Origin of the sequence: Prevotella sp. oral taxon 376 (assembly GCF_003043945.1) — a bacterium.
In the GTDB taxonomy this organism is placed as follows: domain Bacteria; phylum Bacteroidota; class Bacteroidia; order Bacteroidales; family Bacteroidaceae; genus Prevotella.
Genome location: NZ_PYXG01000001.1, coordinates 389,247 through 414,530, shown reverse-complemented (window position 1 = coordinate 414,530; position 25,284 = coordinate 389,247). Strand labels below are relative to the sequence as shown.

Annotated in this window: 20 protein-coding genes and 1 tRNA gene; 7 read left to right on the top strand and 14 right to left on the bottom strand. The window is 53.0% G+C overall.

Annotation, left to right across the window (positions count from 1 at the left end):
• The first annotated feature begins 70 nt into the window (after window positions 1-70).
• The 3 genes from C7120_RS01860 to C7120_RS01850 all read left to right on the top strand — a co-directional run bounded on the left by C7120_RS01860 (window position 71) and on the right by C7120_RS01850 (window position 3,342).
• A complete protein-coding gene (locus C7120_RS01860; protein WP_107620139.1) occupies window positions 71-1,510 on the top strand; it encodes an ATP-dependent RecD-like DNA helicase in 1,440 nt (479 codons plus the stop codon).
• Between the two features lie 65 nt (window positions 1,511-1,575).
• On the top strand, window positions 1,576-2,667 hold the full coding sequence (locus tag C7120_RS01855) for a metallophosphoesterase (RefSeq protein WP_107620138.1): 1,092 nt from the start codon (window positions 1,576-1,578) through the stop codon (window positions 2,665-2,667).
• 24 nt (window positions 2,668-2,691) lie between these two features.
• Window positions 2,692-3,342, top strand: coding sequence for a SprT-like domain-containing protein (locus tag C7120_RS01850; protein ID WP_107620137.1), 651 nt, complete (start codon window positions 2,692-2,694; stop codon window positions 3,340-3,342).
• A gap of 43 nt (window positions 3,343-3,385) precedes the next feature.
• On the opposite strand, the gene C7120_RS01845 is transcribed toward C7120_RS01850, so the two are convergent.
• Together C7120_RS01845 and alaS are read right to left on the bottom strand one after the other, a co-directional pair.
• On the bottom strand, window positions 3,386-3,793 hold the full coding sequence (locus C7120_RS01845; RefSeq protein WP_107620136.1) for an OsmC family protein: 408 nt from the start codon (window positions 3,791-3,793) through the stop codon (window positions 3,386-3,388).
• Between the two features lie 249 nt (window positions 3,794-4,042).
• Window positions 4,043-6,703 (bottom strand): alanine--tRNA ligase, encoded by a 2,661-nt coding sequence (gene alaS, locus C7120_RS01840; RefSeq protein ID WP_107620135.1) that lies wholly within the window; start codon window positions 6,701-6,703, stop codon window positions 4,043-4,045.
• Window positions 6,704-6,802: 99 nt separating this feature from the next.
• On the opposite strand from alaS, the gene C7120_RS01835 reads away from it, so the two are divergent.
• Entirely contained in the window at window positions 6,803-7,153 is a 351-nt protein-coding gene (locus C7120_RS01835) for a MerR family transcriptional regulator (protein ID WP_107620134.1), read from the top strand.
• A 238-nt stretch (window positions 7,154-7,391) separates the two neighbouring features.
• Here the strand turns inward: C7120_RS01835 and C7120_RS01830 are convergent, their stop codons facing one another.
• From C7120_RS01830 to C7120_RS01810, 5 genes are read right to left on the bottom strand one after another with little or no spacing between them, the layout of a single operon-like run.
• The gene (locus tag C7120_RS01830) at window positions 7,392-9,659 is read right to left on the bottom strand and encodes a bifunctional (p)ppGpp synthetase/guanosine-3',5'-bis(diphosphate) 3'-pyrophosphohydrolase (RefSeq protein WP_107620133.1); all 2,268 of its coding nucleotides are present in this window, start codon (window positions 9,657-9,659) and stop codon (window positions 7,392-7,394) included.
• 25 nt (window positions 9,660-9,684) lie between these two features.
• Window positions 9,685-11,022 (bottom strand): lytic transglycosylase domain-containing protein, encoded by a 1,338-nt coding sequence (locus tag C7120_RS01825; RefSeq protein ID WP_107621346.1) that lies wholly within the window; start codon window positions 11,020-11,022, stop codon window positions 9,685-9,687.
• A gap of 10 nt (window positions 11,023-11,032) precedes the next feature.
• Window positions 11,033-11,728: a DUF5683 domain-containing protein gene (locus tag C7120_RS01820; protein ID WP_107620132.1), complete on the bottom strand. Its 696-nt coding sequence runs from the start codon at window positions 11,726-11,728 to the stop codon at window positions 11,033-11,035.
• A 3-nt stretch (window positions 11,729-11,731) separates the two neighbouring features.
• Window positions 11,732-12,640: a ParB/RepB/Spo0J family partition protein gene (locus C7120_RS01815; RefSeq protein ID WP_107620131.1), complete on the bottom strand. Its 909-nt coding sequence runs from the start codon at window positions 12,638-12,640 to the stop codon at window positions 11,732-11,734.
• A 4-nt stretch (window positions 12,641-12,644) separates the two neighbouring features.
• Entirely contained in the window at window positions 12,645-13,409 is a 765-nt protein-coding gene (locus C7120_RS01810; protein ID WP_107620130.1) for a ParA family protein, read from the bottom strand.
• A gap of 108 nt (window positions 13,410-13,517) precedes the next feature.
• On the opposite strand from C7120_RS01810, the gene surE reads away from it, so the two are divergent.
• Together surE and C7120_RS01800 are read left to right on the top strand one after the other, a co-directional pair.
• A complete protein-coding gene (gene surE / locus C7120_RS01805) occupies window positions 13,518-14,294 on the top strand; it encodes a 5'/3'-nucleotidase SurE (protein ID WP_107621345.1) in 777 nt (258 codons plus the stop codon).
• Window positions 14,291-15,469, top strand: coding sequence for a lipid-A-disaccharide synthase (locus tag C7120_RS01800; protein WP_107620129.1), 1,179 nt, complete (start codon window positions 14,291-14,293; stop codon window positions 15,467-15,469). The genes surE and C7120_RS01800 overlap by 4 nt, the downstream gene beginning before the upstream one ends.
• A 509-nt stretch (window positions 15,470-15,978) precedes the next feature.
• Here the strand turns inward: C7120_RS01800 and C7120_RS01795 are convergent.
• Genes C7120_RS01795 through rsfS form a run of 3 tightly spaced genes read right to left on the bottom strand, consistent with a single transcriptional unit; the run spans window position 15,979 to window position 19,328 of the window.
• The gene (locus C7120_RS01795) at window positions 15,979-16,842 is read right to left on the bottom strand and encodes a phosphatidate cytidylyltransferase (RefSeq protein ID WP_107620128.1); all 864 of its coding nucleotides are present in this window, start codon (window positions 16,840-16,842) and stop codon (window positions 15,979-15,981) included.
• Between the two features lie 5 nt (window positions 16,843-16,847).
• Window positions 16,848-18,917, bottom strand: a complete 2,070-nt coding sequence (gene ftsH / locus C7120_RS01790; protein ID WP_107620127.1) for an ATP-dependent zinc metalloprotease FtsH — start codon at window positions 18,915-18,917, stop codon at window positions 16,848-16,850.
• Between the two features lie 51 nt (window positions 18,918-18,968).
• A complete protein-coding gene (rsfS, locus tag C7120_RS01785; protein ID WP_107620126.1) occupies window positions 18,969-19,328 on the bottom strand; it encodes a ribosome silencing factor in 360 nt (119 codons plus the stop codon).
• Window positions 19,329-19,495: 167 nt separating this feature from the next.
• Between rsfS and C7120_RS01780 the strand changes: the two genes are divergently transcribed.
• Window positions 19,496-19,566, top strand: a tRNA-Gln gene (locus C7120_RS01780).
• Between the two features lie 416 nt (window positions 19,567-19,982).
• Here C7120_RS01780 and C7120_RS01775 read toward each other — a convergent pair.
• Genes C7120_RS01775 through C7120_RS01760 form a run of 4 tightly spaced genes read right to left on the bottom strand, consistent with a single transcriptional unit; the run spans window position 19,983 to window position 25,284 of the window.
• A complete protein-coding gene (locus tag C7120_RS01775; protein WP_107620125.1) occupies window positions 19,983-20,345 on the bottom strand; it encodes a hypothetical protein in 363 nt (120 codons plus the stop codon).
• A gap of 13 nt (window positions 20,346-20,358) precedes the next feature.
• Window positions 20,359-22,716 carry a carbohydrate binding domain-containing protein gene (locus C7120_RS01770; protein WP_107620124.1) on the bottom strand — a complete coding sequence of 786 codons (2,358 nt, stop codon included), beginning with the start codon at window positions 22,714-22,716 and terminating at the stop codon, window positions 20,359-20,361.
• A 52-nt stretch (window positions 22,717-22,768) separates the two neighbouring features.
• Window positions 22,769-23,794 carry a hypothetical protein gene (locus C7120_RS01765; RefSeq protein WP_107620123.1) on the bottom strand — a complete coding sequence of 342 codons (1,026 nt, stop codon included), beginning with the start codon at window positions 23,792-23,794 and terminating at the stop codon, window positions 22,769-22,771.
• A gap of 29 nt (window positions 23,795-23,823) precedes the next feature.
• The gene (locus C7120_RS01760) at window positions 23,824-25,284 is read right to left on the bottom strand and encodes a hypothetical protein (RefSeq protein WP_146154187.1); all 1,461 of its coding nucleotides are present in this window, start codon (window positions 25,282-25,284) and stop codon (window positions 23,824-23,826) included.

Here is a 25,284-nt window from a genome sequence, read left to right as displayed (position 1 = left end):
GTTATCACGGTTTCTCCTTCTTTTTATTATCTTTGTAAGTGCAAAAATACAAAAAAAGTATTGAATATCAATGATTATTGACGAATTAACTTGCCAAATCCGACAACAATTGGGTTTCTGTCCTACCGGCGACCAGGAAAAAGCACTTCAGACATTTGCTTCCTTCCTCTTCGATCGTGATGTTCAGACCCTGATGATATTGCGTGGTTCGGCGGGAACGGGTAAGACGAGCCTGGCTTCTGCCATTGTCAGGACGATGGTGAGCCTGAAGCAGAAGGTGGTCTTGCTGGCTCCTACAGGGCGTGCGGCCAAGGTGTTCGCGCTCAATAGCGGTTATCCTGCCTTTACGATACATCGCCGGATTTACCGGCAGAAGACCTTTGCGGGCGACGGGGGCTCGTTCAACCTGAATGATAACCTGCATGCCGACACGCTTTTTATGGTCGACGAGGCTTCGATGATTGCCAACGAAGGACTGTCGGAGTCCGCTTTCGGGAGTGGCAGATTGCTCGACGACTTGGTAAAATATGTCTATTCGGGCCGTAATTGCAGGATGATGCTCATCGGAGACAGAGCCCAGCTGCCTCCCGTGGGCGAGGAGGAGTCGCCGGCATTGAGCACCGAAGTCATGGAGGGATATGGCATGAAGGTGTTTGAATGCGACCTGACGGAAGTGCTGCGACAGAGTGCGAAGAGCGGAATCCTCTATAATGCGACCCTGATTCGGCAGCTGATTACCCGTGGAGTAGCTACTGCCCTGCCAAGGATTAAGTTTTCGGGTTTTGCCGATATACGGATGCTGCCGGGAAGCGAGCTCATCGAATCCTTGAACTCCAGCTATGCCGAGGTGGGCATGGATGAGACAATGGTGATTACGCGGAGTAATAAGCGCGCCAATATCTATAATCTCGGCATCCGTAATACGGTGCTCGACCGGGAAGAGGAAGTATCGACGGGCGACATGCTCATGGTCGTGAGGAACAACTATTATTGGCCGGAAAAAGAGAAACTGCCGATTTCCTTCATTGCTAACGGCGACCGTGTGAGGGTGCAGAAGGTCAGAAATGTGCATGAGCTGTATGGTTTTCACTTTGCGGATGTATGGTTGCAGATGCCGGACTATGACAATCTGGAGTTCAGGGCGACGGTTGTCATGGAGAGTCTGACTACTGAGGCTCCGGCTCTGACGCATGAACAGAATGAGGAACTGTATAATAAGGTGATGGAGGATTATGCCGATGTACCCCTGAAAGTTGACCGAATCAAGCAGATCAGGCAAGATAACCATTTCAATGCGCTGCAGATCAAGTATGCCTATGCCGTAACCTGCCATAAGGCACAGGGCGGACAGTGGGAGCACATCTATCTTGACCAGGGATACATGGCGGACAGCATGCTTACCCCCGACTATATCCACTGGCTCTATACGGCCTTTACCCGGACAACGGAGAAGCTGTTCCTCGTGAACTGGCCTAAGGAACAGACGGAAGAAAAGTGGGAAAATCAGTAACTTCGGTAGAAGAATCAGAGAGACATATCCTCTTTTTTCCGAAAAAACTGCTTATCTTTGCACCCATGAAAATTTGGTTTCTTTTGTTTTTAGTGTTACCGCTGATAGGGGTAGCCTATACATTCTGGCATACATGGCAAATCTTGCCGTGCTCCGCACCGTGGAAGATAGCCGTCCTTGCGGTGATGGCTCTGTGCATTTTCTGCTTCTTCGCGAACTTCGGGATATGGACTCTCGACAAGATGCCAATGCCTGTTGCCACCGTTGCTTACAGTGTGGGCAACTCCAGTATATTCATATTATTCTATCTGGTCATGCTCTTTCTGCTCCTCGACCTTGGCAGATGGGTGCATATGGTGCCTGCTGATTTCCTGCACCATAGCATCAAGGGGACGCTCTCGGTGCTGCTTGTCATGGTGGGATTGTTCACCTATGGCTATGTCCATTATCGGGATAAGGTGCGCCAGCCGCTGACTCTGACAACCTCAAAGAAACTCGAACGACCATTGAAAATCGTCATGTTGTCTGACCTACACTTAGGATACCACAATCAGATCGGTGAATTCAATCGTTGGGTAAACCTTATCAATCAAGAACATCCAGACCTTATCCTAATTGGTGGAGATATCATCGACGGTCATATGCGTCCTCTCATTGAGCAGAATATGGCACGGTCGTTTCGCAATCTGAAGGCTCCCGTCGTGGCCTGTCTTGGCAATCATGAATATTATATGGGAGAGTCTGCCGCCATAAAGTTCTATGAGGATGCCGGGATACACCTGCTCATAGACTCTGCGACGATGCTGAAAGGCGTGAATATCATAGGTCGTGATGATCGCACGAATCCCGGTCGTAAGAGCCTGAAACAGATTCTGGACCATGTCGACACAACCCGATATACCATCCTTCTTGACCATCAGCCTTATCATTTGGAGCAGGCAGAGCAGAATGCGATAGACTTCCAGTTGAGCGGGCATACCCACTATGGCCAGGTCTGGCCGATTTCGTGGATAGAGGATGCCATCTATGAGGATGCTTACGGACCTTTGCAGAAAGGAAATACCCGATATTTCGTTACGAGCGGAATCGGCATCTGGGGCGGTAAGTTCCGTATCGGTACCCGCTCGGAATATCTGGTGGCAGAGTTGAAAAACTAAGATAGGGCAGGAGAAAATCTTGATATGCAGGTAACCTTGGAATGGATGTCGTACTGGTTCGCGAAGTTTAACACCGACTATTTCGGCGGTGGGCTTCCACAGCCGCGGCTTGCCTTGTCGAAATCGAAGACCCGTCTCGGATCCATGTCCTGCAAGAAGCGTGTCCGACTCTTTCGGACAGAGTGTTACGGCTATACGATTCGCCTCTCAAACTATTATGACCAGACAGAGCGGCAGTATCAGAATGTCCTGCTGCACGAGATGATTCATTATTCCATCGCCTATGCCCGAATCAAGGATACATCGCCTCACGGCACGGTGTTCAGGGGGATGATGGAGAATCTGAACCGTAAATACGGATGGGAGGTCTCGGTAACAACTTCCATGAAAGTTGTGCCACGGGCGGGTGGGGTGCCCAAGAATAAAACCTACTTGGTGCTGGCCTTGGAAACTTCTGATGGCAAGAGCTTCCTCTCCGTGGTCAATCCCCGCTTCGCACGGCAACTGGAGGAGCAGACCATCCTCGTGCGCAAGATAAAGGAACACCATTGGCTGCGCACTACGAATCCCTATTTCTCCGACTTTCCCGCCGTAAGAAGTCTTCGTGCAAAGCGAGTTTCAAGGGATGTCTATGAGCATTTTGCCAAAGACTTGTCCCTTGAAAGTTCCCTATAAGCATATCCTCACCCCTTGTTCAGGTGAGCAGGGATACAGTTGCTTATAAATCATATACGAAGGTGAAGTCCTTCTCCGTGGTCAGCGAGTTGCCCACGAAGCAGGCGCGATGTGAGAAAGCCTCGAGTTTTTTGCGCAGCTTCTCGTCGTACTCAGCCTTCAAGTGGAAAGTAATACTGATCTTGGTTACTACGAATTTGCTGAAGTCCTCCTCGTAATTCGTTACCTCGGCATAGCATCCCGTGAAGTCTATCCCGGCCTTCTCGGCATTAAGGCCGGTTACCGTGAGGGCGCATGCGGCAAGTGCGGTACACAACACCTCTACCGGATTGCCATGTTCGCCATATCCTCCTGCCGCTTTTCCGGCGTCGGTGGTTATCTTCTCGTCGGTCGCGTTATACACAGACTCTACGCGAGCCTTCCCTAAATACTTGGTTGTTACTACTGACATAATCTTTTATTTTATGGTTTCGCTACAAAGATAGTGATTTCCCGAAATTCCTGCAAGCGTTAGCCGAAAATAAAATCGATGGCTTCCCATAATGAGGATTCAGGTCTCCCCGAAAGGAAAAGGGTAGCAGGAAATCGTGCGCCCGCCGTGTATTGTCTCATGATTTAGAAGTTTCTGTAGGGTAAATATACGCAAAAAGTCGGTATTTCCGCATAGGGAATACCAACTTTCTGACTCTGTAAGGTTCCATTAAAGATGTGCCAACTCAATGACTTTGTCGACGGCGGCATTCAGTCCATCGACATTTTTGCCGCCAGCCTGCGCATAGTGTGGCTGTCCGCCACCTCCGCCCTGAATGAGTTTAGCCGCCTCACGGATGATTTGGCCCGCGTTCAAGCCGTGCTCCTTGACCATGTCTTCGCTCAGCATGACGCTTAGCATCGGCTTGTCATGCGATTTCGAGCCGACCACGCAGACCAGATTCCGCGGAACGGCCTCACGCACCTTGAAGACGAGATCTTTCGCCTGGGCGGGCTCAAGAGGCAGTATGGCCTTGACAACCGTTACTCCGTTGACGGTCTCGGCGCGCTCTATAAGGGCCTTCTTGGCACGCTCTACGGCCTGTGCGGCGAATAGCTCAAGTTCCTTCTTCATCTGGTCGTGCTCATCGATATACTTATGGATAACGCCTTCAAGGTCTTTCGCGTTGTTGAAAAGGTTCTTCAAGCTACGCACGGTGTCCTCCAAGGCATAGATGGCCTCCTCGCATGTCTTGCCTGTCATTGCCTCTATGCGGCGTATGCCGGCGGCAACGGAGCTTTCGGAAACGATTTTGAACATTCCTATGCGGCCTGTCGACCTGGCATGGATGCCGCCACAGAATTCGCAGGAAGGACCAAAGCGCACTACCCGGACTTTCTCGCCGTACTTCTCGCCGAAGAGAGCGACGGCTCCAAGCTTCTTTGCCTCTTCCAATGGAGTTTCCCTATGCTCGTCGAGCGGGAGGTCTTGGCGGATCATGTCGTTCACCAGCCGCTCTACCTGTCGCAGCTCCTCGTCGGTAACCTTTTGGAAATGAGAGAAGTCGAAGCGTAGTGTGTCGGCACTCACATATGAGCCTTTTTGCTCTGCATGGTTGCCCAGGACCTGCTTCAAGGCATAGTCCAGAAGATGCGTAGCCGTATGGTTGGCGGCCGAGGCATTGCGTTTGTCGATGTCTACACATGCCATAAAGTCGGCTCTCGGCTCCTTGGGCAGTTCCTTGACGATATGGATGCTCTGGTTGTTTTCGCGCTTCGTATCGATGACTTCAATGGTTTCGTTCTCCGAGACGAGAACTCCGGTGTCGCCCACTTGCCCTCCCATTTCACCGTAGAATGGCGTATGGTCAAGCACCAGTTCATAGAAAGTGTTCTTTTTCTGTGTAACCTTACGGTAACGGAGAATGTGGCATTCGTATTCGGAATAGTCATATCCCACGAACTCCTGTTCTCCTTCCATGAGCACTTCCCAGTCGCCGTTTTCCACGATGGCCGCATTGCGGGCACGCGCCTTCTGCTTCTCCATTTCTTGGTTGAAGCCTGCCTCGTCGACGGAGTATCCGTTTTCGCGGCAGATGAGTTCCGTGAGGTCAAGCGGGAAGCCATAAGTGTCGAAGAGGCGGAACGCGCTCATGCCGTCGAGTAGTGTCTGTCCGTGAGCACGCAGCTCGTCCATGTCGCCGTTAAGTAGCTGTATGCCTTTCTCCAGTGTGCGTAGGAATGAGTCTTCCTCTTCCTTCATCACCCGGCCGATGAGTTCCTGCTGGGCGGGAAGCTCGGGGTATGCCTCGCCCATTTCCTGTACGAGGACAGGCATAAGCTTGAACATGAAAGCATCTTTCTGGCCGAGGAAGGTGTAAGCGTAGCGTACCGCGCGGCGCAGGATTCGTCGGATGACATAGCCCGCCTTGGCATTGCCCGGCAACTGACCGTCGGCAATGGAGAAGGCCACGGCGCGCAAGTGGTCGGCCACCACGCGCATGGCGATATCGATTTTCTCCTGTTCATTAGCCCCTTCACCATTCTTGCCGGTAGGCGTGGTGAATCCGTATTTCTTGCCCGAAAGCGCTTCTATCTGCTTGATGATGGGCTGGAAGATATCCGTGTCATAGTTGGAGTGCTTGCCCTGAAGCATGCGTACCAGTCGTTCGAAGCCCATTCCCGTGTCGATGACATTCATGGAAAGGGGTTCGAGCGTGCCGTCTGACTTGCGGTTGAACTGCATGAAGACGATGTTCCAGATTTCAATGACTTGCGGATCGTCCTTGTTTACGAGTTCTCGGCCCGGCACCTTGGCCTTCTGCTCGTCGGTGCGGGAGTCGACATGAATTTCCGAACAGGGGCCACAGGGGCCGATGTCTCCCATCTCCCAGAAGTTATCGTGCTTGTCGCCCTCAAGGATATGGTTGGCGGGCACATGCTTTGCCCAGAATCGGGCGGCCTCGTCGTCGCGGGCAATGCCTTCCTCGGGAGCCCCTTCGAATATCGTTACATAGAGGTCCTCGGGGTTGAGGCGGAGCACATCCACGAGATATTCCCAGGCATAGTCTATCGCGCCCTCCTTGAAGTAGTCGCCAAAGCTCCAGTTGCCGAGCATCTCAAACATGGTGTGGTGGTAGGTGTCGTGCCCCACTTCCTCAAGGTCGTTGTGCTTTCCGCTTACCCTGAGACATTTCTGCGAGTCGGTGCGGCGGCGCGGTTCCGGGTCTTTCGTGCCAAGGATGATGTCTTTCCACTGGTTCATGCCTGCGTTGGTGAACATCAGGGTGGGGTCGTCCTTGATTACCATGGGTGCCGACGGCACGATGGCGTGCCCTTTCGACTCGAAGAACTTCTTGTAGGAATCGCGTATTTCGTTGGCTGTCATCATATTTTTTGCTTAATTTCTCAATTCTTTTCAAAAACATTTGCAAAGATACCAAGTTTTCATTATTTTTGCAAATAAATGAATTAAAAAGGTACGAAAAATATGGCTTTGAACACGAACAAACCTCTCAAAATCTACTATTCCATTCGTGAGGTCTCACAGATGGTAGGCGTCAACGAGAGTACTCTTCGCTTCTGGGAAAAGGAAATCCCGCAGTTGAAGCCGAAAGTGCAGCCCGTTTCTCGTATCAGACAGTATACGCAGGAGGATATAGACCTGATCAAGAGTATCTATAACCTCGTGAAGGTGAGGGGCTTCAAGCTGGCATCAGCCAAGAAGATGCTGGCTGCGAACCGGGATGGTATTGACCATACGAAGGAGGTGCTGGATACTATGATTTCTCTGCGCGACCAGCTCCAGGAGCTCAAGCATCAGCTCGGGAGGCTGGTATAGACAGCGTTTATATATACTGAGGGTGGCTTTCTGCGGGGTGGGGAACCGCTGTTTGTTTTCTGGAAAGCCGTCAGTGGAGATGTTATTTGCCGCTCATAGGCTGACAAAATCGGCGATTTCGTCCGACGATTTCGCCGATTTCGTGGGACAATCTCGCCGATTTCGTAAAAGGGGAGATGGCAGTCTGCCTGCCGGAGGAGTATTCGGAGGTTTGGGAAAGATGGCCGTCAGGGTTGCGTCAGATAATCTGAACCACTTCCTGGATTCCCTCTACGGTCTTAAGATTCTCAATGACGAGCTTCACTTCTTCACGGTCGTGCACCCGGATTTCTATCGAACCGTCGAAGATTCCCTGGTCGGCGCCGATGGTTACTCTATGGATGTTCACATTCATCTGCTCCGAGATGACCCTGGCAACATCGCGAATGATTCCCTTGCGGTCGATTCCCCGGATTTCGATGGTCGCGTCGAAGAAGAGCAGCTTGTGCATGTCCCATTTGGCATCAAGGATTCTGTTGCCGAAACTTGACTTGAGTTTGGAGGCTACGGGGCAGTTGCGCTTGTGGATTTCCACATGGTTCTGGTTGTCGATATACCCCAGGATGTCGTCGCCCGGGATAGGATGGCAGCAGCTGGAGAAGATGTACATCCCGATGCTTTCTTCGGTGATGCTGCATGGAACCTTCTTGTTGAAGTCTTTGCCCACGACGAGGAGTTCGTGCCTGATTTGTGGCTGTTGCTCCTTTTCCTTGTTGCGGCCGAGGAAAGGAACATATTTTCTCCATCCGTTTCTGAGCCCTTTCCCGTTCCGTCCATAGATTTCATCAAGGTCTTTCTCCCCCAAAAGGATGGTTCTCTCACCGATTGCGAGGAAGAAATCGTCATGTTTATGGAAGTCGTGGAAGTCGCACAGCTTGTCGAGGATTGAGCTTGTCATTTCCAGTTCGTTCTTTTTCAGCCATTCGCTGAAGATTTCCTCTCCTTTCTTCTGTATCTCCCGGTTGTTGCGGCGGAGGATGGCCTGAATCTTGCCCTTTGCCTTGGCTGTGGAGACGAAGTGTATCCAGGAGGGCTGCACATGCTGCGACTTAGAAGTGAGAATCTCCACCTGGTCGCCGCTTTGAAGCCTGTGGCTCAACGGGACGAGCTTGTGGTTGACCTTTGCGCCGATGCAATGGCTGCCGAGGAATGTGTGGATTTCGAAGGCGAAGTCGAGTGCCGTGCAGCCGGCGGGCATCGTCTTGATGTCGCCTTTTGGCGTGAAGACGAATATTTCGGAGGCGAAGAGGTTTAGCTTGATGGCGTCGAGGAAGTCCATTGCGTCCGGCTGGGGGTCGTCGAGGATTTCCTTGATGGTGCGGAGCCAGTCGTTCAGTTCACCTTCGTCTTCCTGTATGTCGGCTCCGTCCTTGTATTTCCAGTGGGCGGCAAATCCTTGTTCGGCAATCTCATTCATCCTGTCGGAACGGATCTGCACCTCTATCCAGCGTCCCTGATTGCTCATCAGCGTTACATGGAGTGCCTGGTATCCGTTGGCCTTGGGGTGGTTTATCCAGTCGCGGAACCGGTCTGGGTGCGACTTGTATATCTTGCTCAGTGCCACATAGATGTTGAAACACTCGCCGACCTCTTCCTCCCGGCTCTTGGGCGTATAGATAATCCTGACAGCGAGGATGTCGTAGATTTCCTCAAAGGTAACCCGTTTGGTCTGCATCTTGTTCCAAATGGAATACGGACTCTTGACGCGGGCCTTGATCTCGTACTGAAGTCCCATCTTGTCGAGGGCTTCCCGAATGGGTTGAGTAAAGTCCTTGAAGAGCTTATCGCGCTGTTCTTTGGTGAAGTTCAGCTTGTTGGTGATGCTGGCATACTCCTCCGGATGCTCAAACTTGAAGCTCAGATTCTCGAGTTCGGTCTTTATCTTGTTCAGCCCCAGCCGGTTTGCGAGCGGGGCGTAGATATAGAGGGTCTCACCCGCAATCTTGTATTGCTTGTTGGCCGGCTGTGAGTCAAGCGTCCGCATGTTGTGCAGACGATCGCAAATCTTGATGAGGATGACACGAATATCATCGCTCATGGTGAGCAAGAGCTTCTTGAAATTCTCGGCCTGAGCCGATGCGTGTTCACCGAAGATGCCGCCGCTGATCTTGGTCAGTCCGTCTACGATCTGGGCAATCTTCGGCCCGAAGATGTTCTGGATGTCTTCTACCGTGTAGTCGGTATCCTCCACCACATCGTGCAGTAGTGCCGAGCAGATGCTGGTGGAGCCTAATCCCATTTCCTCGCAGGCAATCTGCGCTACCGCGATGGGGTGCATGACATAGGGCTCGCCGGAAAGTCTGCGCACGCCTTGGTGCGCATGTCTGGCGAAGTTGAAAGCCTTATTGATGATGTCGACCTTCTTCCTGTGGCGGGATGCCAGATAGGTTTCAACAAGGTGTTGATAGGCTTTGTCGATCAACTTGTTGTCGGCAGTCTCTTTCTCGGTCAGTTCCAGGTCATCCATTATTATGTTGTTATAATAAGGTATATTATTTCACTTTGATTTTCTTGCCGGCTCGAATGTTGTTCCCTTTGATCTTGTTGAGTTTACGGAGCTTGCTCACAGTAGTGTGGTTGCGTGCGGCAATCTCGGAAAGAGTGTCTCCGCTCTTGATGGTAATGCTCTTCCCGCGAGAGCTCTTCTTGTTCCTTCCCTTATTGTAGGTTCCCTTTCCCCGGCTTCTTCTTTTATTGCCGCTATAGCTCTTGTAGTCTGATGAATAGCTGGGAATGATGTTGTTTACTTCTACTTCCGTGCGTTTGTTCAGCAAATCCTCGGTGTCGTAGGCGTAAATGTCATCCTCGTTGTCGATAAATTGGTTGACCAGGGAGGAAGGAAGGCGGAGTGATGCCAGCTCGCTTTTCCCGTTTATGATGTTGCGGCGATATCTGGGGTTGAGCTCTTTGAGCTGGTTGATGTCGACATTCAGGAAGTGGACGATCTGCTCGAAGTGAACATCACGATTCACCATCACGGTATCTGTCTTGGCGGGGAGCGTGGTCCTCATCGGACAGATGTTGTGGTCGCAGTAGTAATTCATGATGTAGTTGGCTGCGATAAACGCGGGTACATATCCCCGGGTCTCCCTTGGAAGGTAGGGGTAAATGCGCCAGTAGTCTTTTTCTCCTCCCGCCCGGTGGATGGCCTTGCTGATATTTGTGGGACCGCAGTTATAGGCGGCTATCACAAGATTCCAGTCGCCGAAGATCTTGTAGAGGTCGCCCAGGTAGCGGGCGGCGGCATAAGATGACTTGACGGGGTCTCTGCGGTCGTCGACAAGAGAGTTGATTTCGAGGCCGTAGTTCTTTGCGGTCTCCACCATGAATTGCCAAAGGCCGGTAGCGCCCACGCGGGAAACGGCTCTCGGATTAAGGGCTGATTCGATGATGGGCAGGTATTTCAGTTCCAGTGGCAGGCCGTAAGTCTCCAAGGCTTGTTCAAAGATGGGCATGTAGAAGTTCTGTGCGCCGAGCATCAGACTGACGGAACGGCGCAACTGACCGCTATATTTGTCGATAAATTTCTGCACAACCTCGTTGTAAGGCATTTCTATCACTGACGGAATCCTGCTCAGACGCTCCTTGTAGACTTCCTTGTCGTATACAGGATTAATGTCCGGGAGGTTACAGCTGGTATCTGCCTTGAGGTAAGTTTTTGAGTTATACAGGTACATCAGGGAGTCAAACTCGCTGGTCATGCCTTCCGGGAGGTCGATGACTTCTTGTTTTCCTTCTTCGTTTGTTACGATGATTTCATTGTTGTTCTGGGCTTTGGTAGCTATAGAGCCCAGCATCATTGTGGCAATAATTATATATATACTTTTCATTTTCATATCCTTAGAAATTCAGACTGCATTGTAATCCCAATGCCGAAGATTGCATGGGATTGCGTGATTCGCCGCGGTTGATGACCGTGGGCTTGACCCTCAGACTGAGGTCGCGCGAAATGTCGAATTCCGAAAGGGAAGCGTCGACATAGGCGTCGATGACCGAGAGGGCGTAGACTCCTATCATCGCGAAGAGACTGAGGTCGCGCCAACGGCGATATCTGTCTTTTCGCTTCTTGAAGATTTCCTGATAGCGGCTCTTGTTGCTGTCGTCGATGGTGTTGCCGAGATGCAGGAACTGGTTGTAGCTCTGCGTGTTGGGGTCGTTGTCCATGAGGTCCATGTAGGCCTGGGAATAGTCTTTATACATCATATTATTCCACCGCAAGGCATAGACACAGCCGACGAAGCCTCCATAGACGATGGGCAACTTCCAGTATTTCCGATTGTAAATCTGTCCCGCACCGGGAAGAACCAGCGAGAGCCAGAGCGCCCTCTTGGCATTCGGTCGCCATGTTGTCCAGTCGCGCCCATGTTTGGCGGGCAGGACGGGGGCGTCCTTCATTAACAGTATGGAATCCTCCGTGGTGAGGAGCTCCTCTGCCTTGAGCGTGTCTTTTTCTACTTGCGCCAATAGTGGGGATGGCATCAGCAACATGCAGGTGATGGCAATGACCGACTTGATATGGTTCGCAGTATTCACCATCGGCTATTCTTTAATCTTCCCCAGGATATCCATGATTCGGCTCAGATCGTCTTCGTTGGCAAAGGGAATCATGATTTTACCCTTCCCCTTAGCGGTGGCCGAGAGCTGAACTTTGGCGTCCAGGATGCTGGAGAGTTGCTTCTTGTAGTTCTCGTAAGTCTTGGAGAGTTGGGCCTTGGCGGTTATCTTGCGCTTTCCGCTTTCTATATCCTCCCCGTTCTTGAGGAGCCTTACCATGTCTTCGACCTTTCTCACGGAGTATGTATTCTTGATAATCTCCTTGTAAAGCTTAATCTGAAAGGCAGGATTCTCAAGCGACAGCAATGCACGGGCATGCCCCATGTCGATCTCCTTCTTCTGAAGTGCCATCTGGATTTGTGCCGGAAGTTTCAGCAATCGCAGATAGTTGGTGATGGCGGTACGGCTTTTGCCTACGCGTTCACTCACTTTTTCCTGGGTCATTCCCGTCCCTTCCATCAGGTGTTCATAGGCGAGGGCTATCTCGATGGCGTTCAGGTCTTCGCGTTGAATGTTCTCCACGAGTGCCATTTCCATGACATTCTCATCATCGATGGTGCGGATATAGGCCGGCAGGGAGTTCAGTCCGGCCAGCTGCGAGGCTCTCCAGCGGCGCTCCCCGGCGATAATCTGGAACCGGTTGGATGCCACCTGCCGCAGCGTGATGGGCTGGATGATACCGATTTCCTTAATGCTTACGGCCAGTTCGTGAAGCGCCTCCTCGTCGAATTCGTGGCGTGGCTGGTTAGGGTTTGCCTCAATCTGCGAGATCGGAATCTCGTTGATGGTAGAGGAACCGCCGGTGGTAACACTGTCCGTGGAAATCAGCGCGTCAAGTCCTCGTCCCAGGGCATTGTTCTTCGTGCTGGTGTTGTATTTCTTGTGTACCGCCATATCCTTAGTTGTTCTTGTTCATAATTTCCTTGGCAAGTGCCATATAGTTCTTGGCGCCTGTAGAATCCGCGTCATACAGGATGGCCGGCAGGCCATGACTCGGGCTCTCGCTGAGTTTCACATTGCGCTGGATGATGGTCTTGAAGACCAGTTCTTGGAAGTGTCGCTTCACCTCGTCGTATATCTGGTTGGCAAGGCGGAGGCGACTGTCGTACATCGTGAGCAGGAATCCCTCTATCTCGAGCTTCGGGTTCAGGCGGCTCTTGATGATCTTGATGGTATTGAGCAGCTTGCTGATACCTTCCAGCGCGAAATATTCGCACTGCACCGGAATGATGACGGAGTCGGCCGCGGTGAGTGCGTTCACGGTGATAAGCCCCAGCGAGGGCGAGCAGTCGATGAGAATATAGTCGTATTCGTCGCGGATGGGGTCAAGTACGCCTTTCAGGATCTTTTCCCGATTGTCGAGGTTCAGCATCTCGATTTCCGCCCCCACGAGGTCGATGTGGCTCGGAATGATGTCCAGTCCTTCGATGTCAGTGGTATAGATGGAGTCGCGCACATCGGCGTGGTCGATGATGCACTCATAGATAGAGCACTCCACCTGCGTGATGTCGACGCCTAAACCGCTGGAAGCGTTGGCCTGGGGGTCGGCATCTACGATGAGCACCGACTTCTCCAGGGTGGCCAGAGAAGCGGCAAGGTTAATGGAGGTAGTGGTCTTTCCTACGCCGCCTTTTTGATTCGCGATTGCAATTATTTTACCCATTTTAGCCTCTTTCTATAATTAATTTTGATTGCAAAGATACATATTTTACGGGAGAAAGTCGTAAGATTAACCTTTTTTTCGTACTTTTGCGGGGAAAATAAAATGAAAATGATGGATATTAAAAGACCGTTAATACTCATTTCCAACGATGACGGTTATCACTCGGTGGGCATCCGGGCACTCGTAAACATGGTGAAAGACTTTGCCGATGTGCTTGTCTGTGCGCCAGAATCGGCACGCTCGGGCTATTCGTGCGCCTTTTCGGCCGTCCCTTCCCTCCGCTTGAAGCGCCGTCATAACATGGGGGAAGATGTAGAGGTGTGGTCTTGCAACGGCACTCCCGTCGACTGCGTGAAGCTCGCGATAGACCAGTTTTGCCGGGAGCGGAAGCCCGATCTCGTTCTCGGCGGCATCAACCACGGCGACAACTCGACGGTGAACGCCCATTATTCGGGTACCATGGGCGTGGCGATGGAGGGCTGCATGAAGTATATTCCGTCGATAGCGTTCTCGAATTGCAACTACGACGAGACGGCCGATCAGGGAAACCTCACCCACTATGTGCGACAGATCGTGGAGCGCGTATTGGCTGAGGGCCTGCCGAAAGGTGTTTGCCTGAATGTCAATTTCCCCAACCGGAAGACCTTCGAGGGCGTCAGAGTGTGCCGCATGGCCTATGGCCGCTGGGTGCAGGAAATCGTGAAAGAGCATCATCCGCGCGGCTACGACTATTTCTGGGTGGTAGGCCGATACGAGAACGATGAGCCCGATGCCGAGGACAGCGACCAGTGGGCCGTCAGCCACGGGTATGTGGCCATTACGCCGACAACCATGGATGTAACGGCCTATGAGGCGATGGAACGAATCAGGAGTTGGCAGTTATGAAATACTATCTCATCGTAGGGGAGGCGAGTGGCGACCTCCATGCAAGTTACTTGATGAGCTCGCTGAAAAAGATTGACAGCAAGGCCGAGTTCCGCTTCTTTGGAGGCGACCTCATGAGTGCCGTCGGAGGAACCCGTGTGAGGCACTATAAGGAGTTGGCCTACATGGGCTTTGTGCCCGTGCTTCTGCACCTGCGCACCATCTTCCGCAACATGGCGATGTGCAAGAAGGACATCGTGGCCTGGAGTCCCGATGTCGTAATACTCGTAGACTATCCGGGATTCAACCTGAAAATAGCGAAGTTCGTGCACGCGAAAACACGCATCCCCGTTTACTATTATATCTCTCCAAAGATATGGGCATGGAAGGAATGGCGCATCAGGAGCATCCGCCGGAATGTCAGCGAGATGTTCTCCATCCTGCCGTTTGAGGTTCCTTTTTATGAGGGGAAATATCATTACAAAATACACTATGTGGGAAATCCCACGGCGGAGGAAGTGCGCACCTTCCGTGAGGGGTATAAGGAGACCTTTGCCGACTTTGTGGAAAGGCAGCAAACGCTGTCTCCCCATCCCGTTATGGCAGGCAAGCCAGTGATTGCCTTGCTGGCAGGAAGCCGCAAGCAAGAGATCAAAGACAACCTCCCGGCCATGATAGAGGCTGCCCGGCAATACGCGGATTACCAGTTGGTATTGGCGGGAGCTCCCTCGATAGAGGATGAATATTATGAGCAGTACATTTCCGGAACCGGCGTGAAGATGGTGAAGAACGAGACCTATGCCTTGCTCTGCCATGCCACGGCAGCACTTGTAACGAGCGGGACAGCCACTCTCGAGACGGCTCTCCTTGATGTTCCGCAGGTAGTTTGTTATGAGACGCCCGTGCCGAAGCTGATTCGCTTTGCCTTCAACCATATCATCCAGTGCGAATATATCAGTCTCGTGAATCTGATAGCCGACCGGGAAATCGTGCAGGAATTGATGGCAGACCGTTTTTCGGTGTCCAATATCAGGACCGAGCTTGGCAAGTTGCTTCCCGAAAGTCCGTTCCGCGGCGAGATGCTCAAGGCCTACGGCGAGGTCCGCGAACGGCTTGGAGACACCGTCGCGCCTGATAATGCGGCACGGATAATGGTCGGTCTGCTTAGGGAAAACGGCAAACAGGGTTCTCGTTAGAGACACACAGGAGGCTTGTTCATGGCAGAAAGGAAGCCGGTATGCCGCTATCGGTTTGACAAAATCGGCGAGATTGTCCTACAAAATCGCCGATTTCGTCCCACGATTTCGCCGATTTTGTCAAGCTGGCAGCGGCCTTTCGGGTTGCAGGTCGGGACCTCCTCTTTTATTGACCTTGATCAATAAAATCAAGAAATGTGATATAAATCATGGAAAAACCTTGTGCGGACGCACGGGGCAGCCTACCTTTGCGCCGAAATTAAACGAGAATATATCAACTAAAAGATTTAGAAATGGGAACATTCGCACTGGTTCTGGGCATCGCCGCGGTTTTGGTTTGCAAGACCCTGGAGGTTAAGGACATGAACAACAAGTAAGGCTTGCCGTTGCAGAACCCGAAGAATGAGGCCCGTACGATTCGTTATGAAAAGTACGGGCCTCATGCGTTTTCTTGTCCGTCGGCCTCTCGCTTGACTTTTTGTAGTATTCTCGTCTTTTTCCCCTTGCGGTTAGAACAGGGTCAGGGTGTAAAGATAGATGGCGGAGGCGGGAATCGCCATGAGCGAAGAGTCGAACCGGTCGAGCATGCCGCCGTGGCCGGGAAGGATGTTTCCGCTGTCCTTGATGCCCAGTGTGCGCTTGAAAAGACTTTCCACAAGGTCGCCCCAAGTGCCGAAGAGTACTATGGTCAGGCCCAGTCCTATCCACTGTGCGACGGTCAGGCCGGAGAGATTGGTGCCCTGATTCTCGTAATATCCGATGGCTCCGGCCGTCAGAAGCACGAACAGACCTCCTCCTATGCTGCCCTCCCAGGACTTCCCCGGGCTGATGCGGGGAAACAGTTTGTGCCGTCCGAAGAGCGAGCCGCTGCAGTAGGCACCCGTATCGTTGACCCACAGGAAGATGAATACGCAGAGCGGCAGCAGGTAATAGAAGCTGATGGTGCCGTCGGCCGACTGGCGGAAGGCCAGCACATTGATCATGGAGAGCGGCAGGGCGATGTACATCTGGGCGAGCATGGTGTATGCCCAGTCGTTGATGGCATTGGCGTTCTTCGTGTAAAGCTCCGAGATAAACAGGTAGACGATGGTGAGCAGATAAGGTATGAAGACGCCGCTGGTCTGGATGTATCCGCTGTTGATGCCTGCCACGGCGAGGAAGAAATAGACTCCCGCCACGGTTGAGATGAACCGGTTGACGGTGATTTCCTTCTCCGCGTTTACCAGTCCGCAGTATTCCCAGATGGTCAGGCCCGTGATGAGCGAGAACAGAAACACCATGGCGACGGGTCGCAGGAAGCAGACCACCATGATGGCCACAAACAAGGCTCCGGTAATGGCTCTCACAATGAGATTCCTCATCTTGTCACTCATAATCGTTATTCTTCTTCTGTTGGTTCCTTTTCGTCGCCTGCCTCGGCCGCTTTTGCGGACTCATGCTCGGCCTGTGCCTGTTTCACGATGTCGGGCATGTCCTCCAGCTTGGGGGCGTTGGCCTTGTTGGCTTCGATGATTTCCTCCGAGCGGCTTGTCCACGGACGCTTGCCGAAGATGCGCTCCACATCCTCCGCGAAGATCACTTCTCGCTGGAAGAGCAGGTCGGAGAGCTCCTTGTGCCCCTTGGCGTGCTCCGTGAGGATCTGCTTTGCACGCTCATACTGCTCGTTGATCATCTTCAGGACCTCGTCGTCCATCACCTTCGCCGTCGTCTCGGAGTAGGGACGCTGGAACTGGTATTCCTGATTGTTATAGTAGCAGATGTTCGGCAGCCTGTCGCTCATGCCCGCATAGGCCACCATTCCGTAAGCGCTCTTGGTGGCGCGCTCAAGGTCGTTCATCGCACCCGTTGATATATGGTGCACGAACAGGTCCTCTGCCGCCCGGCCGCCAAGGAGCGCGCACATCTCGTCGAGCATCTCCTCCTTGGTGGTGATGACGCGCTCTTCTGGCAGATACCATGCCGCCCCGAGGGCCTGGCCACGCGGAACGATGGTTACCTTGACGAGCGGATTGGCATGCCGGCAGAACCAAGAGATGGTGGCATGGCCTGCCTCGTGGATGGCGATGGCCCGTTTCTCGTCGGCTGTCATCACCTTTGTCTTCTTCTCCAGACCGCCGATGATGCGGTCTACGGCATCCAGGAAGTCTTGTTTCGTTACATGATTGCTATTGTGGCGGGCAGCAATGAGGGCAGCCTCGTTACATACATTGGCGATGTCTGCACCCGAGAAGCCAGGTGTCTGACGGGCAAGGAAGTCGATGTCTACGGTCTCGTCTTTCTTGATCGGCCGCAGGTGGACATTGAAAATGGCCTTGCGCTCTGCCAGATCGGGAAGGTCTACATGAATCTGGCGGTCGAAACGGCCGGCACGCAGCAAGGCCCCGTCGAGCATGTCGACGCGGTTGGTAGCAGCAAGGACGATGACTCCCGAGTTGGTTCCGAACCCGTCCATCTCCGTGAGGAGGGCATTCAGGGTGTTCTCGCGCTCGTCGTTTCCGCCCATCGACGGGTTTTTGGAACGCGCGCGGCCCACGGCGTCGATTTCATCGATGAAGATGATACAGGGTGCTTTCTCCTTGGCCTGGCGGAAGACATCGCGCACACGGCTCGCGCCCACGCCTACGAACATCTCAACGAAGTCAGACCCCGACATGGAGAAGAAAGGCACGCCGGCCTCACCGGCAACAGCCTTGGCCAGTAGAGTCTTTCCTGTTCCCGGAGGGCCGATGAGTAATGCGCCCTTGGGAATCTTTCCCCCGAGGTCGGTATATTTCTTCGGGTTCTTCAGGAAGTCGACGATTTCCTGCACTTCCTGCTTCGCGCCTTCCTGGCCGGCCACATCCTTGAAGGTAATGCCCATCTCGTTGCCTTTCTCGTAGAGCCTGGCCTTGCTCTTGCCGACATTGAACACGCCGCCTCCGCCTCCTCCGGCGCCTCCGCTGAAGCCGCGCATCATGAGCCACCAGATAAGGATGATACCGGCAAACGGGGCTATTCCCCAGAGTAAGCTCCCCAAGCCGTTCTCATCCTTGTTGTCGTAGGCGAAGTCTCTTATCTTTCCGGCTTTCTGCGATTCATCCAGATACTTCTCCAATTCGTCGACGGAACCGAACTGAACTTTCACATAAGGGTTCTGTCCCACCTGCTTGGCGGGCATCTGGAAGACATCCCGGATATTCTTCGCCTTGACATACATCTTCAGCGTGTTGCCCGTTTTGTTGATTACCACCTTCTCGGCATAGCCGCCGTCTACATACTCCTTGAACTTAGTATATGTAACCACCTTCGAGGCTCCTTCGCCCGCGAGGAGGTCGCCACCGCCATTGAAGAGGACCAGAGTTATCATCACGAAGGCAATGACATAGATCCAGGTCATGTTAAACCTTGGCATCTTGGGCTGGTTGCTGTTCTTGTTGCTCCGATTATATCGGTTTCTGTTATTGTCCATAAATTAAAATAAATGTATGATATGATACATTCCGGCAAATAGCATGCCACATTAATCGAGGTTCGGAACCGTTGTCAGTTTGGCATCTTCCCAGAGATTCTCGAGATCGTAGAACTCCCTGATTTCCGGCAGGAATATGTGTACGAGGACATCGGTGTAGTCCATGGCCACCCACTGGTCGTTTCCGAGTCCCACGACATTTACGGGCTTCTCGCCTTCTTCGTTTCTTACGATGTCGACAATGGACTCGGTTATGGCCTCCACCTGCGACGGGGAGTTGCCTTGGCAGATAACAAAGTAATTGGCAATAGTCCCGTCGATTCCGGAAAAATCTACAATGGTGATGTTCTGTCCCTTCTTCTCTTGGATACCTTTAATGATAGTTTTTACTAACTGTTGTGTCGTTGTCATTCAATTTTTTTATGTTATAGGATACAAAGATAATCCTATTTATTTTTAAAAGACAGGTTTTAAGATTGTTTTTGCACTTTTTTATGAAAAAAGTTTGGAAATCTTTTGGAATGTCGCAAAAAAGCAGTACCTTTGCAGACACAATTGGATGATCCATGCGGAAATAGTGGGATATGGTGTAATGGTAACACTACAGATTCTGGTCCTGTCATTCCTGGTTCGAATCCGGGTATCCCAACAAGAGGCTAAGTATTTCGGTACTTAGCCTTTTTCGTTGCCAATGGAAGACCCAATTGTCGACATGCCAAAGGCTACGGAATGTCGGTATCGGTTTTGCAGGGCATGGTTTCTGTTGCTCCCTGTACAGAAAATCATCATGGGTATACATGAATTGATGGTGAAACTGATGTCTCGTATTGTCAGGTTTATTCTTCTACAAGAACGCCAATATGGCAGAAATCCTTCGTTCTCAAGTGTGTGCTTGAGCCTTTTGATGCTTTTTCTTTGTTTTCTTCTCTGTCGTAAGCAATAAGGTATTATAATCCGCAAAACGAAATGTTCCAGAAAAATAAAACGAAGCGTTTGAATTTACAAAACGAAATGTTCTTTTTGGGATACCTCCTGTCAGAACTCCAACTGTGTCTTTTCTTTTTTTTAAGTTATCTCCATTTTCGAGAAATCTATCTTTAATCCGAGCATCTGCATCTGGGTAAGCCCGATGATACCGTCTATCCAGATACCCGTCTGCTCCCGTATGTTGTGCTGGATATCGCTGAAGTCCGATACCACGAACTGCGCCACCCTGCGGCCGCCTATCGTTACGAAATCGTTGCTCGTGTAGCATGAGCGCGTGTCGCCGCTGGCATCCATTATCCTGACTTTTACCGTAGACAGGCGCAATCCTTTCAGGTGTCTGCTGAGAATCCCGCATACCGCCCCGCTGTCAAGCAGGAAGTAATGCCCCCTGCCGTTCAGCGTACCCTTGACTATCAGTCTGTCCCTGCTATAACTTTTCATCGTGGTTTAAACATTAAGGGGTGATTTCTCTTTCCGGAAGGAGAAGACTTTCCGTATATTCACCGCCAGACAGACTTGTCAGATAGACAGCCCTCCCCTGCTGGTCCGTGGTTCTTCTAACCTTCAGATTCTGAGACTGGACACCGCTGGCCGTATTGTATCTGTAGACGATGATAGTACTGCGATGATCTCCGCTCGGGTCGGAAGTGTCCCATACACCGATGTACGCCCCGGGCTCTACTGTTGCCCTGTTCCCAGCCGGCTTGTTATCACTACCTATCGCGGGGCTGTCGTACACGCCGTTATAAGCCCCGCCGTACTGATATATCTTGTTTCCTTGGGAATCGAGAGTATAGGCCTCGGTATATCGCCAGAGTGTCCTCCTGAGCGAGGCGTACTGGGTACCCTGCATGTCGTTCCAGAGGTCTTGAGCGAGGAGGGCAATCCCTGGCGGAATCGGACCGAGCTCGTTGACAGGCACCATGCTGTAGGGTGTGGCGTTCCCAATAAGTTCGGGCATGCCCATGTAGCCGAGATTGTACTTCGGCGTAACGCCATCTCTGTCATAGATGATGAGATATACCCTGCCCTGCTCGTCCACGCCCTGACCGATGTACATCTTGCCGTCCACGCCATAAAAACCGACATTGTTGCCGACAAAGCGTATCTGCGGCTTCTCCGTTGCGAACAAGTGTATACCGACAGCTTCAAGCCCCGTCTTCAGGTCTGTTATCGAGAGTGATATTTTGGTGACGGTAGTTTCTATCTCGGCAAGGTACGCCTCGGCGTCCTCCGGTGCGGGCTGCCAGTCGGTGAGCATGCTTCCCGAGGCAAGCATCGGCTCTGCGATATGCAGGTTGCCGTTGCGCACGACGAAGAAGTTGCACTCTATGGATTCCGTACCGGTGGGAACGGTAAATGTGCAGGATGTACGCTGCCATGTGCCTGTTTGCGTCGGCTTGATGCTCTGCAAGGCGACATGCTGCCTCTGTCCCTGCGCGTCGGTGTGGATAATCTCAAGGTAGGCGTCCAGGTCTATCGTGTCGGGGTCTCCGTGCGCCCATACGGAGGCCGTGTACTCTTTCCCCGGTTCCACATTGGTCTTGAAGAACACGCCCTTGTACTTGTCTTCGGTCTGTCCCGAGGCCGTACAGTCCACGCTGTTGTGTCCGCCGTGCCTGATTGCCGGGTCTATGGTCGCACCCGACGAGAGCCGGAACCAGTCGGGGTAGTCTTTTCTAAACGCCGTACCCTTGAGCAGATTCCGCCCGCCCACGGTCATGCCCTGCACCTTGGCGGATATTTTCCCTACTTGCCCGTCGATGTCGAGGGCGGCGAGGGTGGAGAAGGTAACGGGTACCGTCCTGCGGTCGAGTATGTCTCCCCCAGCGTTCACCAACTCCACATGGAAGTAGTCGGGGTGTGTGGCGGCCGGATAGTCCTCGAGCGTATAGGTGGAGGACGGGGTGTCGCCCACGGTCATGCAGATATCCGCAGGGGTGCCGCCGTTGCCCCTGTACCTTACCTGCAGGTCTTCCGTGGCGGGCACGGCCGTGATGGCATTGCCCACGACATGCTCTATCCGATATACAAAGGAGGCGGTGAGCTTCTTGTCCCTGCCGACCACGGCACTCTCGGTAACGGGCACGAGGCGGTAGAACTCGGCTGCCTCTCCCGGTGGTCCGTCCTCGCCCTTGACCTTGCTCCACGAGTAGGCGGAGGGCTCCAGGGGCGGGTAGGGTTTGTCCCAGGTCGCCACGCCGAGCCACTTGCCCGGGGTGGTCCCGACCGCCATGTCTTCCGGGGCAGGAGCGTAGTCGGTCAGCGGGCCGTAGTCTATCTGTATGTCGTACCAGTAGGAGTCGGGGTCCTTGGTGATACCGTCCTCGAGATAGACAAACGACCGCAGCCATACCCCTGACAGGGAGGCTATCCTTGCGTTGATTACCTTAGAGAACGACGCCTCTCCGTCCTTTACCGTGCCGTCGGCCTGCAGCGTGGACGAGCCGTCGGCAAACAGGAGGTTCGACCAGACCGTCTTTCCGTCCTCCAGCTTCGGGGATATGTTCGACTGCAGCTTGCCGCTTTTGGCGTTCGCGCTGACATGGTACTTCGCCCGGGCGGAGAGGTAGAACGGCACGGCGGGCTGGTTCTCGAGGAACCCGTCATACAGCGTTATGATTTTCTCGCCGTTTACGGCAGCCGGCTGGTTGGCGTAGTTCCTGCCGACGCCTTGGATGGCTCTTGCCTCCGCGAGCTTTCCTGCTTCCGCAGCCGTGAAGGTTTTCCCCCCGTCGTCGGAGTAGCGGAAGAAGGTGTAATCCTTACGCTGCTCGGTTATCGTTATCTGGGATCTTGCTATCGTTGACATACTGTAGTCATTAAGCCCGGGCGGAATTCTGCATCCCGCCACGGGTCGGTTCTTACTTCTTCGTTATCTCGCAGACGATGGTGGTCTTCACATTCACCTCTGCCGCCAAGACGGTTATCGGGTTGCCCGTCTTCACATTGCTCGTCGTGCCGTTCCAGTTCTGCGCCGCACCGGCCTTGTCGAACTTCGTCCACGAATAGTTGAACTTCCTCGACGCGGCGGCCGTAGTCTCGTCCTCAATCTTCACGCCGCCCTGCCAGACGCGCGCATTGACCGTGGTCGAGCCCGTGCCGTTCACGATCTTGTCGCCGGTCGGGCAGTAGAGCTCTACCACATAGGGGTCGGTGAGGTCCTGAAAAGTAACGATGGCTTCCGCCGTCGCGGTCGCATCAGTACCTCCCGCATCCTTGGCCACGCACTTGAATGTCTGGAAGTTCAGGACATCCGCCGGCTGCACGGTCAGCGTCTTTCCGCTTGCCCGGCCGCTCGCGACATTCTTCCATGTCCCCGCGCCGATGTCGAACTGTGTCCATGTGTAGGTAACATTGCTGTCGTCAGGCACGCCCCCGCGCACGGCCTGTGCCGTAACGGTGAGGTTCCCAGATACTGACTTGTCGAAAATATTGCCCTTGGGACAGGTCAGCACTACCTGGAACAGAGCCCCGCTGGACACGTTGTGCATCAGGACGAACGATCCGCCCACCTTGCTCACGATGTTGTCCTCGTCGGTATAGTCCGTCTCGAAGGTAACATTGAGGTTGCCGGTGAGGTTCACCTTTACCGTCAGCGTGCCGTCAGAGCCCACGACATAGGAGGCGTTGCTGCTGCTTGCCGTATATGCCGCGCCGTTGATGGTGTACTTGACATTTGTGCAGCGCGCCAGATGGTCGTTGGCGTCGCCCGTCTCGTACACATGGGGCGTTATCACATTGTTGGATGTGGTATACACCGGGGCGTAGACATGGGTATCGGGGTTATAGTTCTGCGCAAAACCCTGTGATGAGGTGAAGTAGACCTGTACGCTCTTGGCGTCGTTGAGGTCTACGATGGTGATTTGATTTCTTGCTGTTGTTGCCATGATTCTGTTATGTTTTAAAAATTCGTTTTCTAAATGTCATAAAGGACGCACTCGAACTGCGCCCTCTTCCAGATGTCCTCCGAAGAGACGGTGATGCTCCTGCCTACGCGGACATGACGGTTATTCCATTCCGCGTCGTATTCGTCGTTGCCGCTTTGGCGAAGCCACGAGAAATCCTCCGGCTGGAAGTTGCCGGTAATGTCCTCACCGCCTTGCGTTACGACGGCCGTCAGGGTTATCCGACCCTGGCCGTTCCGGATGACATTCCCCTTGTCCGTGAGGATCGACAGCATGACCGGATCGTCGCCCTTGCTGACCTGTCTTTGCCAAGCGTCGCCCGTACCGGGCTCCTCGGTCGTGGTCTTGCCCGGCTCTATGACGCACAGCCACAACGAGCCTGTGTGGGACACGCGGTCGTAATAGGAATGGGGCTTGTTCTCCCACGCCCCCTTGTCGCAGGGTACGGGCAGGATGTCTCCGGTCTCGCTCACCACCTTCAGACGTCCGACGATTTCATTACTGTTGTTGGCAAGGAATGTCCTGCGATGGGACGGGAAGCTATAGTCGTTTATCCCTGCATATTGAGCCCAGTAAGGAGCTTTCAAGTCCGGGTCAAAACTGCGATAGGCCGATGTGATGATTACGCCCATCCGTTCCGGGTTGGTGCGGTTGCCGCACACGCAGAGGTCATCCCCGACACGGGGTCTGTCATCCGAGGACATGTCCCTGTCCTCCTTGGAGAGGGTAACCGTCAGGCAACGGCACGGCTTGTCGTCTATCGTCTTTATCACATATTCCGTGGGGGCGGACATTACCCTGCGCCAGTAGTAGCGGTTGGACTCTTCCGTGTACGCGCCCTCTCCTATGTTGACATCGCAGCAGAAGAGCTGGTCGTTCTCCTCAATGGTCTGCATGAGCATCTTGCCGTCTTTCTCCGCGTTCTGACAGAGGATATAACCATCTTCTGTTTCTTGTACAAGGTCTGCGTGGAATTCGCCGGGGCTTACAAAGACGAGACCTCCGGCGGCCTTGGCCTTTATTATCTCCAATTCAAAGAATGATGCTTTACCTGTTACGGTCAGGTTCTTGGTCTGAATGCGGCCGTCATTGATAATGTCCCCCGTATTCCGGATTCCGGAAAACAGGCTCTCGGCCTTCGCGATGATTCCGCCAAGGAATGACGCGAGACCTTTTACCGTAAGATCCTTGCCTATTCCCAGGGAGCCGTGGGTCTCGTCGTCAGAATCCTTGCGGAGGAAACGGTCGTATAGAGGACTTCCGTCCGGTATATCATTGGCTTGATCTGCATAAGCTGACCGAGCAGCGTGCCCCGCCCGATTAGCATAATCCGCCTGGTCAGCATAATCAGACTTATCGGCGCGGGAAGCCCGCTTTGCCTCCTCGGCGGTTCTACCCATGCCCGCAAATCCGGAACCGTGGGGGCTCCCGTCTCCGTTATTTCCGCCCTTGGGCTTTCTGATTAACTTCAC

Excerpts from the sequence above, each read along its gene's own strand:
- C7120_RS01770 (WP_107620124.1), bottom strand. The coding sequence starts at position 22,716 with ATGTCAACGATAGCAAGATCCCAGATAACGATAACCGAGCAGCGTAAG.
- C7120_RS01820 (WP_107620132.1), bottom strand. The coding sequence starts at position 11,728 with ATGGTGAATACTGCGAACCATATCAAGTCGGTCATTGCCATCACCTGC.
- ftsH (WP_107620127.1), bottom strand. The coding sequence starts at position 18,917 with ATGGACAATAACAGAAACCGATATAATCGGAGCAACAAGAACAGCAAC.
- C7120_RS01835 (WP_107620134.1), top strand. The coding sequence starts at position 6,803 with ATGGCTTTGAACACGAACAAACCTCTCAAAATCTACTATTCCATTCGT.
- rsfS (WP_107620126.1), bottom strand. The coding sequence starts at position 19,328 with ATGACAACGACACAACAGTTAGTAAAAACTATCATTAAAGGTATCCAA.
- C7120_RS01795 (WP_107620128.1), bottom strand. The coding sequence starts at position 16,842 with ATGAGTGACAAGATGAGGAATCTCATTGTGAGAGCCATTACCGGAGCC.
- C7120_RS01855 (WP_107620138.1), top strand. The coding sequence starts at position 1,576 with ATGAAAATTTGGTTTCTTTTGTTTTTAGTGTTACCGCTGATAGGGGTA.
- C7120_RS01765 (WP_107620123.1), bottom strand. The coding sequence starts at position 23,794 with ATGGCAACAACAGCAAGAAATCAAATCACCATCGTAGACCTCAACGAC.
- C7120_RS01775 (WP_107620125.1), bottom strand. The coding sequence starts at position 20,345 with ATGAAAAGTTATAGCAGGGACAGACTGATAGTCAAGGGTACGCTGAAC.
- C7120_RS01810 (WP_107620130.1), bottom strand. The coding sequence starts at position 13,409 with ATGGGTAAAATAATTGCAATCGCGAATCAAAAAGGCGGCGTAGGAAAG.
- C7120_RS01825 (WP_107621346.1), bottom strand. The coding sequence starts at position 11,022 with ATGAAAAGTATATATATAATTATTGCCACAATGATGCTGGGCTCTATA.
- C7120_RS01815 (WP_107620131.1), bottom strand. The coding sequence starts at position 12,640 with ATGGCGGTACACAAGAAATACAACACCAGCACGAAGAACAATGCCCTG.
- C7120_RS01850 (WP_107620137.1), top strand. The coding sequence starts at position 2,692 with ATGCAGGTAACCTTGGAATGGATGTCGTACTGGTTCGCGAAGTTTAAC.
- alaS (WP_107620135.1), bottom strand. The coding sequence starts at position 6,703 with ATGATGACAGCCAACGAAATACGCGATTCCTACAAGAAGTTCTTCGAG.
- C7120_RS01860 (WP_107620139.1), top strand. The coding sequence starts at position 71 with ATGATTATTGACGAATTAACTTGCCAAATCCGACAACAATTGGGTTTC.
- C7120_RS01830 (WP_107620133.1), bottom strand. The coding sequence starts at position 9,659 with ATGGATGACCTGGAACTGACCGAGAAAGAGACTGCCGACAACAAGTTG.
- surE (WP_107621345.1), top strand. The coding sequence starts at position 13,518 with ATGATGGATATTAAAAGACCGTTAATACTCATTTCCAACGATGACGGT.
- C7120_RS01800 (WP_107620129.1), top strand. The coding sequence starts at position 14,291 with ATGAAATACTATCTCATCGTAGGGGAGGCGAGTGGCGACCTCCATGCA.
- C7120_RS01845 (WP_107620136.1), bottom strand. The coding sequence starts at position 3,793 with ATGTCAGTAGTAACAACCAAGTATTTAGGGAAGGCTCGCGTAGAGTCT.